Origin of the sequence: Bradyrhizobium sp. (assembly GCF_030697065.1) — a bacterium.
Classification (GTDB): Bacteria; Pseudomonadota; Alphaproteobacteria; order Rhizobiales; family Xanthobacteraceae; genus Bradyrhizobium.
The window spans coordinates 1-7,179 of sequence record NZ_JAUYQU010000070.1; the positions used below are offsets into that span (position 1 = coordinate 1).

Genomic DNA, 7,179 nt, shown 5'->3' on the forward strand with positions numbered 1-7,179 from the left:
CCGCGGCAAACGCGTCGGCGGCGGCCGCGACGTCCTGCACGACGACGCGGGCGGCGATGGCATTGGCGGCGGCATTTTCGCGCGCGAGGCTTGCAAGCCCCGCGTCGATCTCGACCAGCACCAGTTCGATTCCGGCGACGCGTCTTGCGACCGCCAGCCCGGCGGCGCCGACCCCGGCGCCGAAATCGACCACGCGATCGCCTGAAGATGCCGGCGTCGACGCGGCCAGCAGCATGGCGTCATGGCCGGCGCGGTGTCCCGATCTCGGCTGCCGCAGCCGCAATTGTCCGCCCAGGAAGGCATCCTCCGTGAAGTCGTCTACGGGCCAGGATCGGACGGAATCAGTCATCGGCCCGCAATTCGTGGGCGAGGCCCGCGTCGCTGAGGATCTGCCGGGCTGCGCGGTTGTCGTCCTCATGGACAAGAATGCGGCGCGGCAGGATTCCGATCGAGCCCTCGATGATGCTCATGTTCTGGTCCAGCACAAGATGGTGGATATTGGCGCCGTCGAGCAGCGCTCCGACCGCTGAAACCAGCACGATATCGTTGGTCCGAACCAGTTCCCGCAATTGTGGCGCTCCTTTGCCGATCCGCTGCAGGGCGGGCGGGCGCCTGTCAATCGCTACCTGCCCTCTGCCTGCCCTTGCCGCACACCCCGGCACTTTCTATTGTTATAACTCAAAGGCAGCCCGAATTGGGCAAATGTGGAGACCAGCGTGGCGGTTATTGTACCCTTCGAGAGCCCGTCGAACGCGTCGATAGATGGCCTGGTCGGGCTCGTCGCCGCCGACATGGAGCGCGTCAACGCGACCATCCTGTCGCGGACCGGCTCGGAAGTCACCATGATCCCCGAGGTCGCCAATCACCTGATTTCCTCGGGCGGCAAGCGGTTGCGCCCGATGCTGACGCTGGCGATGGCCAACCTCACCGGTTATTCCGGCGACGGCCATATCAAGCTCGCGGCCTCGGTCGAGTTCATGCATACCGCCACCCTGCTGCATGACGACGTGGTCGACGAAAGCGAGCTCAGGCGCGGCAAATTGTCCGCGCGCATGCTGTGGGGCAACGAGGCCAGCGTGCTGGTCGGCGATTTCCTGCTCGGCCAGGCGTTCCGGATGATGGTCGAGGTCGGCTCGCTGCGCGCGCTCGACATCCTGTCGTCGGCCGCGGCCACCATCGCCGAGGGCGAGGTGATGCAGCTGGCGGCGGCCAAGAACACCGCCACCACCGAGGACGAATATCTCGCGGTGATCCGCGGCAAGACCGCCGAGCTGTTCGCCGCGGCCTGCGAGGTCGGCCCTGTCATCGCCAACCGCCCGAAGGCCGAACAGACCGCGTGCCGCTCGGTCGGCATGAATCTCGGAATCGCGTTCCAGCTGGTCGACGACGTGCTCGACTATGGCGGCAAGGCCGCCAAGCTCGGCAAGAACATCGGCGACGATTTCCGCGAAGGCAAGATCACGCTGCCGGTGGTGCTGGCGTTCCGCCGCGGCAACGATTCCGAGCGCGCGTTCTGGAGCAAGGCGCTGGAGCGCGGCGAGATCGCCGACGGCGATCTCGATCACGCCATCGGGCTGATGACCAAGCACCGCGCGCTGGAAGACACCATCAACCGCGCCCAGCATTACGGCGCGATGGCGGTTGACGCGCTGGCGCTGTTCCCGGCCTCGCCGATGAAGACCGCGCTGGAGCAGGTGGTGGCGTTCTGCCTGGCGAGATCGCATTAGCGAGCGTGCCGCAGGGTGGGCAAAGGCGCCATTGCGCCGTGCCCACCATCTTTCTTCAACGGAAATTCCGAGGCTATTGGTGGGCACACTTCCGCCTGCGCTCTGCGAGCTACGGCGGAAGCTTTGCTCACACTACGAAGACCAGCTAGCTCAGCACTCCCGCATGCACCCACCACTGCGGATGATCGAGCTGGATCTTCTGGGCGGCGCGATTCGCCTCGGCGGTGTTCTCGTAGATCGCAAAGCAGGTCGCGCCCGAGCCCGACATCCGCGCCAGCCAGGCGCCGTTGCTGGCGCTGAGCGCGGCGAGCACGTCGCCGATCACCGGTTGAATGCGCGTGGCCGGAGCTTCGAGGTCGTTGTGTTCGGCGGCGAGTGCTTCGACCCACTCTTCCAGCGAGCCGCCCGCTTCCGGCCAGGCGGTGCCGCGGAGCACGTCGGTCGCGCTCACCAGCAGCTGGCCGTTGCGAAGGCCCAGCGCCTTGAACACATCGCTGGTGGCGACGGGAACGCGCGGATTGACCAGCACGCAGGGCATCTTCGGCAGGCTGAGCGGCAGCAGCGTCTCGCCGACCCCGGTCATGACGCAGGCGTTGGAGGCGAGGCATACCGGCACGTCGGCGCCGGTCAGCCGCGCGACTTCGACCAGGCGCGGATCGTCGAGTTCGAGGCCGTTGGCCAGCGCCAGCAGCCGCAGCGCCGCCGCGGCGTCGGCCGAACCGCCGCCGATGCCGGCGGCGACCGGCAGCACCTTGTCGAGGGTGAAATCGCCGAGCGCGAGATCCGGCACGCGCTCGCGCAGCAACTGCGCCGCCTTCAGCACCAGATTGTCCGAGGCCTCGCCGCAGGCCTGCGCCAGCGGCCCGGTGGTCGCGAGATTCAGACCTGAGCCGGGAGTCAAAGTGATGGTGTCGGCGCAATCGGCGAACGCCACCACGCTTTCGAGGTCGTGATAGCCGTCGACGCGCCGCCCGACCACCCGCAGGGTCAGGTTGACCTTGGCACGCCCCTCTTGCGTCAACGCCGGCATTGCCGACCAGCCCTTCGATCAGCCGCCCACAAACGCAATCAACCGCCCTTGCCGTCTTCTTTTTTCTTGTCCGCGGAGGCCGCCGACGAGGTGTCGTCGGGCAGCCCGTTTGCGAGCTTGGCTTCGATCTTCGGCAGTTCGTCCGGCTCGGGCTTGAGGTCGCGGGCGTGGGCCCACTGGAACCTGGCCTCGAGGGTCCGGCCGACCCGCCAATAGGCGTCGCCGAGATGGTCGTTGATGGTCGGATCTTCCGGCTTGAGGTCGATCGCGCGCTCGAGGTGCTTCACTGCCTCCTCGAAATTGCCGATGCGGTAGTACGCCCAGCCGAGCGAGTCGACGATGTAGCCGTCGTCCGGGCGCTGCTCGACGGCGCGGCGGATCATCTTCATGCCCTCGTCGAGATTGACGCCCTGGTCGATCCACGAGTAGCCGAGATAATTCAGCACGTGGGGCTGCTCGGGTTGCAGCTCCAGCGCCTTGCGCATGTCGACCTCCGCCTTGCTCCACTGCTTGGAGCGCTCGAAGCAGATGCCGCGGTAATAATAGGTCACCCAGGCGCCCTTCTCGCTTGCCGCCGGCATCGCCTCGATGGCCTGGGTATAGGTCTGGGCGCAGTCGGAAAACCGCTTGCGGCCGCGCTCGATATTGCCGAGCGCCATGATGGCTTCGATGTCCCTGGGGTCTTCCGCGGTGACGTCCTTCAGGATCTTGATCGCCTCCTCGCTGCGCTCGGCGGCGTCGAGATTGGTGGCGAGCTGGATCTGGGCATTGCGCTTCAGCGGCGAACCGGCCGGCATGCGCTCATAGACCTTGATCGCCATCGGCGGCTTCTTCACCGATTCGTAGAGATCGGCCAGCGACAGCAGCGCCAGCGGATGATTGGGCGCGAGATAGAGCGAGAGCTGCAGATAGACCAGCGCCAGATCCTCGCCGCCGCGGCGGGTCAGCGTGGCGCCGATACCGTACAGCGCCTCGGCGGCGCCGCTCTGCGGCGAATCCACCAGCGGCGTCATTTTCTTGCCGGCCCTGGTTTCGCGCAGGCCTTCCTGCACCAGCGGATGCCGCGCCAGCTTCTTGTCGAACGCCGCATAGACCGCGGTGGCCGCCGCCGGATCCTTGCCGCGCGACAGCCAGCGCGCATAGGCCTCGGCCACCCGCAGCATGGAATCGTCGAGCTTGTAGGCGCGCTCCAGGCGGGCGCCGGCGTCCTTTTCCTTGCCCGCCAGTTCCAGGATCATGCCGGAATGCAGGTCCTTGAAGATCGGATACCATTCCGGACCGGTCAGCTTGTCGATGTTGGCGACCGCCGACTTCGTGTCGCCGGCGCCGTAGCTCGCCCAGCCCGACAGCAGCGTCGCCACCAGGTCTGTGATCGGTCCGCGGATCGACTGATTGATGTTGACCTGCGCGGCGGCATATTTTTTCAGTTTCAGATCGCGCACGCCGACCACGAGTCTGGCCACGCGGTTGGATTTGTCGACCGTCAGAATGCGCTCGGCGAGCTTGACCGCCTCGTCGATGCTGCCATCCGCGAGCGAGGAAATGAAGGCCCGATCGAGCAGTTCGTTGTTCTTGGGATCGCCGCGCAGCGCCGAGCGGTAAAACGCCGCAGCCGAGGAGGCGTCGCGCTCCACGCTGGCGTGACGGGCGGCCAGATAACTACCGGACTTGGTCAGCGACTTGAGGTCGCTCTTGGTCGGGAACTGGGCCGACGTGCCCGCGGTGTGATCCGGCGTCTGCGCCGACAGCGAGGCCGGCACCATTATGGCGATGGCGAACGCGCTGACGGCGAGTGCGGCGGGGATCCGGCGATTGAAACGAATGGAAAACATCGGGGTTGCCTAGCTCCAGGGATTTCAAGGATCGTCTCGGATGCGAACCCAGCCGGCGGCATCAAGGCAGGCGACAATGCCGCGTTTGGCGTTGAACCGCAAGGATACGGGGTGCCGAATCGGCTGGCAGGAAGACCGCTGGATCGTCCTGCCGGCCGGCTTCCCGGCCAGCCTGGCCTGAAAACGCTTTCAGTATGGCGGTATCGTGGCCGGCGGCCGCGGCGGGCGCTCCCGGCTCACGCAATCGTGGTCACATCGCCTCGTAGTTCGGGCCGCCGCCGCCCTCCGGTGGAACCCAGGTGATGTTGCCGTTCGGATCCTTGACGTCGCAGGTTTTGCAATGGACGCAGTTCTGGGCGTTGATCTGGAAGCGGGGACCTGACGGCTCCTCGACCCATTCATAGACCCCGGCGGGGCAATAGCGGTTGGACGGGCCGGCAAAGACCTCGAGCTCGGAGGTCTTCTGCAGGTTCATGTCGGCGACCTTGAGGTGAACCGGCTGGTCCTCTTCATGGTTGGTATTGGACATGAACACGGACGACAGCTTGTCGAAGGATATCTTGCCGTCCGGCTTCGGATACGCGATCGGCGCATGGGCCTTGGCCGGATCGAGCGTCTTGCGGTCGGGTTTGGCGTGCGACTGGGTTCCGAACAGCGAGAAGCCCAGCGTGTTGCACCACATGTCGATGCCGCCGAGCGCGACGCCGATGACGGTGCCGAACTTCGACCACAGCGGTTTTACATTTCGGACCCGGTGCAGGTCCTTGCCGACGGCGGAGTCGCGCCAGCCATTTTCGTACTCGACCAGTTCATCGTTGGCGCGGCCGGCGCCGAGGGCTGCGATCACGTGCTCGGCCGCCTGCATGCCGGTGCCCATCGCATTATGCACGCCCTTGATGCGCGGCACGTTGACGAACCCCGCGGCGCAGCCGACCAGCGCGCCGCCGGCAAATGTCAGGCGCGGCACCGACTGGTAGCCGCCCTCGGTGATGGCGCGCGAGCCGTAGGCGAGCCGCTTGCCGCCCTCGAACAGGGTGCGGATCGCGGGATGGGTCTTGAAGCGCTGGAATTCATCGAACGGCGACAGATAGGGATCGTTGTAGTTGAGATGCACGACGAAGCCGACCGCCACCAGATTGTCGTCATAATGATAGAGAAACGAGCCGCCGCCGGTGGAATTGTCCAGCGGCCAGCCGAACGAATGCTGGATCAGGCCCTTCTGGTGCTTGGCCGGATCGATCTGCCAGACTTCCTTGAGGCCGATGCCGAATTTCGGCGGCTCGCTGCCCGCGTCGAGCGAAAATTTCGCGATCAGCTGCTTGGTGAGGCTGCCGCGGGCGCCTTCGGCGAACAGCGTGTATTTGCCGAGCAGTTCCATGCCGCGGGTGAAGGAGTCCTTCGGCTTGCCGTCCCTGCCGACGCCCATGTCGCCGGTGGCGATGCCGCGCACCGCGCCTTTTTCGTCATACAGGACTTCGGCCGCGGCGAAGCCCGGGTAGATCTCGACGCCGAGCGCCTCGGCCTTCTGCGCCAGCCAGCGGCAGACCATGCCGAGCGAGCCGACATAGCAGTGGTGATTGTTCATCAGCGGCGGCATCGCGATCGACGGCAGCGGGATCGCCGAGCCCGCGGTCATCCAGTAGAACTTGTCGGTCTTGACCTGGGTCTTCAGCGGACAGTCGGCATCCTCGCGCCAGTCCGGAACCAGTTTGTCGAGCGACACCGGATCGATCACCGCGCCGGACAGGATATGCGCGCCGACCTCGGACCCCTTCTCCACCACGACGATGGCGAGTTCGGCATTGAGCTGCTTCAGCCGGATGGCGGCCGCAAGGCCGGACGGCCCGGCGCCGACGATCACGACGTCGAACTCCATGGATTCGCGCGGCGGTAGTTCCTCGGTGCTCATGATCTGGTCCCGGCCGGTTGAGAACGCCTCTAAACGCCCCCGTTGTTTCCGATTTTTCGGCCGAGAACAACCACCGAAATGCGTTTCGCAACGGCGCCGGACCGCCTAGATTATCCCGGATGTCGCAGACCACCGCCATGCCGCCCGAGAGCGCGCCTACCTTGCAGCAATTGCTGGCCTTTTACCTGGAGGCCGGGGTCGACTGCGCGCTGACGGACGAGCCGGTCAACCGTTTGACCGACCCCGACCTGATGCCGGCCGCCCGCGAACCTGCGCCGGTTCAACCGGTCAGCACGATTGCGGCTGCGGCCGCCCCGGTTCCGGCCGCGCGCGCCGAGACGGTAGCGCCGGAGGCCGCGATCCAGTCGGCGCGGGAAGCCGCACGCACCGCACCGACCCTGGAAGCGCTGCGGGCGCTGCTGGAGAGCTTCGACGGCTGCGCGCTGAAATCCACCGCGACGCGGCTGGTGTTCGCCGACGGCAACCCGCAGGCGCGCATCATGTTCGTCGGCGAGGCCCCCGGCCGCGAGGAAGACATCGAGGGCCTGCCCTTCGTCGGCCGTTCCGGCAAGTTGCTGGACCGCATGATCGCGGCGATCGGGCTCGACCGCACCAGCGCCTACATCGCCAATGTGATTCCCTGGCGCCCGCCCGGCAACCGCACGCCGACGCCGCAGGAAA

7 protein-coding genes are annotated in these 7,179 nt (G+C 66.3%); 2 read left to right on the forward strand and 5 right to left on the reverse strand.

Annotated features, from left to right (window positions below):
- Both Q8R73_RS04820 and Q8R73_RS04825 read right to left on the reverse strand, forming a co-directional pair.
- On the reverse strand, positions 1 to 349 hold a 349-nt coding region (locus tag Q8R73_RS04820; protein WP_305718396.1), incomplete at its 3' end, for a methyltransferase.
- Positions 342 to 569: a DUF2007 domain-containing protein gene (locus Q8R73_RS04825; protein ID WP_305718397.1), complete on the reverse strand. Its 228-nt coding sequence runs from the start codon at positions 567 to 569 to the stop codon at positions 342 to 344. The genes Q8R73_RS04825 and Q8R73_RS04820, both read right to left, overlap by 8 nt.
- A gap of 147 nt (positions 570 to 716) precedes the next feature.
- Between Q8R73_RS04825 and Q8R73_RS04830 the strand changes: the two genes are divergently transcribed.
- Positions 717 to 1,727 carry a polyprenyl synthetase family protein gene (locus tag Q8R73_RS04830; RefSeq protein WP_305319900.1) on the forward strand — a complete coding sequence of 337 codons (1,011 nt, stop codon included), beginning with the start codon at positions 717 to 719 and terminating at the stop codon, positions 1,725 to 1,727.
- A 145-nt stretch (positions 1,728 to 1,872) separates the two neighbouring features.
- On the opposite strand, the gene Q8R73_RS04835 is transcribed toward Q8R73_RS04830, so the two are convergent.
- The 3 genes from Q8R73_RS04835 to Q8R73_RS04845 all read right to left on the reverse strand — a co-directional run bounded on the left by Q8R73_RS04835 (position 1,873) and on the right by Q8R73_RS04845 (position 6,498).
- Complete coding sequence (locus Q8R73_RS04835; protein WP_305718398.1) at positions 1,873 to 2,757, reverse strand: 4-(cytidine 5'-diphospho)-2-C-methyl-D-erythritol kinase; 885 nt, start codon at positions 2,755 to 2,757, stop codon at positions 1,873 to 1,875.
- 38 nt (positions 2,758 to 2,795) lie between these two features.
- On the reverse strand, positions 2,796 to 4,589 hold the full coding sequence (locus Q8R73_RS04840; RefSeq protein WP_305718399.1) for a tetratricopeptide repeat protein: 1,794 nt from the start codon (positions 4,587 to 4,589) through the stop codon (positions 2,796 to 2,798).
- A gap of 250 nt (positions 4,590 to 4,839) precedes the next feature.
- Positions 4,840 to 6,498, reverse strand: a complete 1,659-nt coding sequence (locus tag Q8R73_RS04845) for an electron transfer flavoprotein-ubiquinone oxidoreductase (RefSeq protein WP_305718400.1) — start codon at positions 6,496 to 6,498, stop codon at positions 4,840 to 4,842.
- A gap of 137 nt (positions 6,499 to 6,635) precedes the next feature.
- On the opposite strand from Q8R73_RS04845, the gene Q8R73_RS04850 reads away from it, so the two are divergent.
- On the forward strand, positions 6,636 to 7,179 hold a 544-nt coding region (locus tag Q8R73_RS04850; RefSeq protein WP_305718401.1), incomplete at its 3' end, for a uracil-DNA glycosylase family protein.

Excerpts from the sequence above, each read along its gene's own strand:
- Q8R73_RS04840 (WP_305718399.1), bottom strand. The coding sequence starts at position 4,589 with ATGTTTTCCATTCGTTTCAATCGCCGGATCCCCGCCGCACTCGCCGTC.
- Q8R73_RS04845 (WP_305718400.1), bottom strand. The coding sequence starts at position 6,498 with ATGAGCACCGAGGAACTACCGCCGCGCGAATCCATGGAGTTCGACGTC.
- Q8R73_RS04835 (WP_305718398.1), bottom strand. The coding sequence starts at position 2,757 with ATGCCGGCGTTGACGCAAGAGGGGCGTGCCAAGGTCAACCTGACCCTG.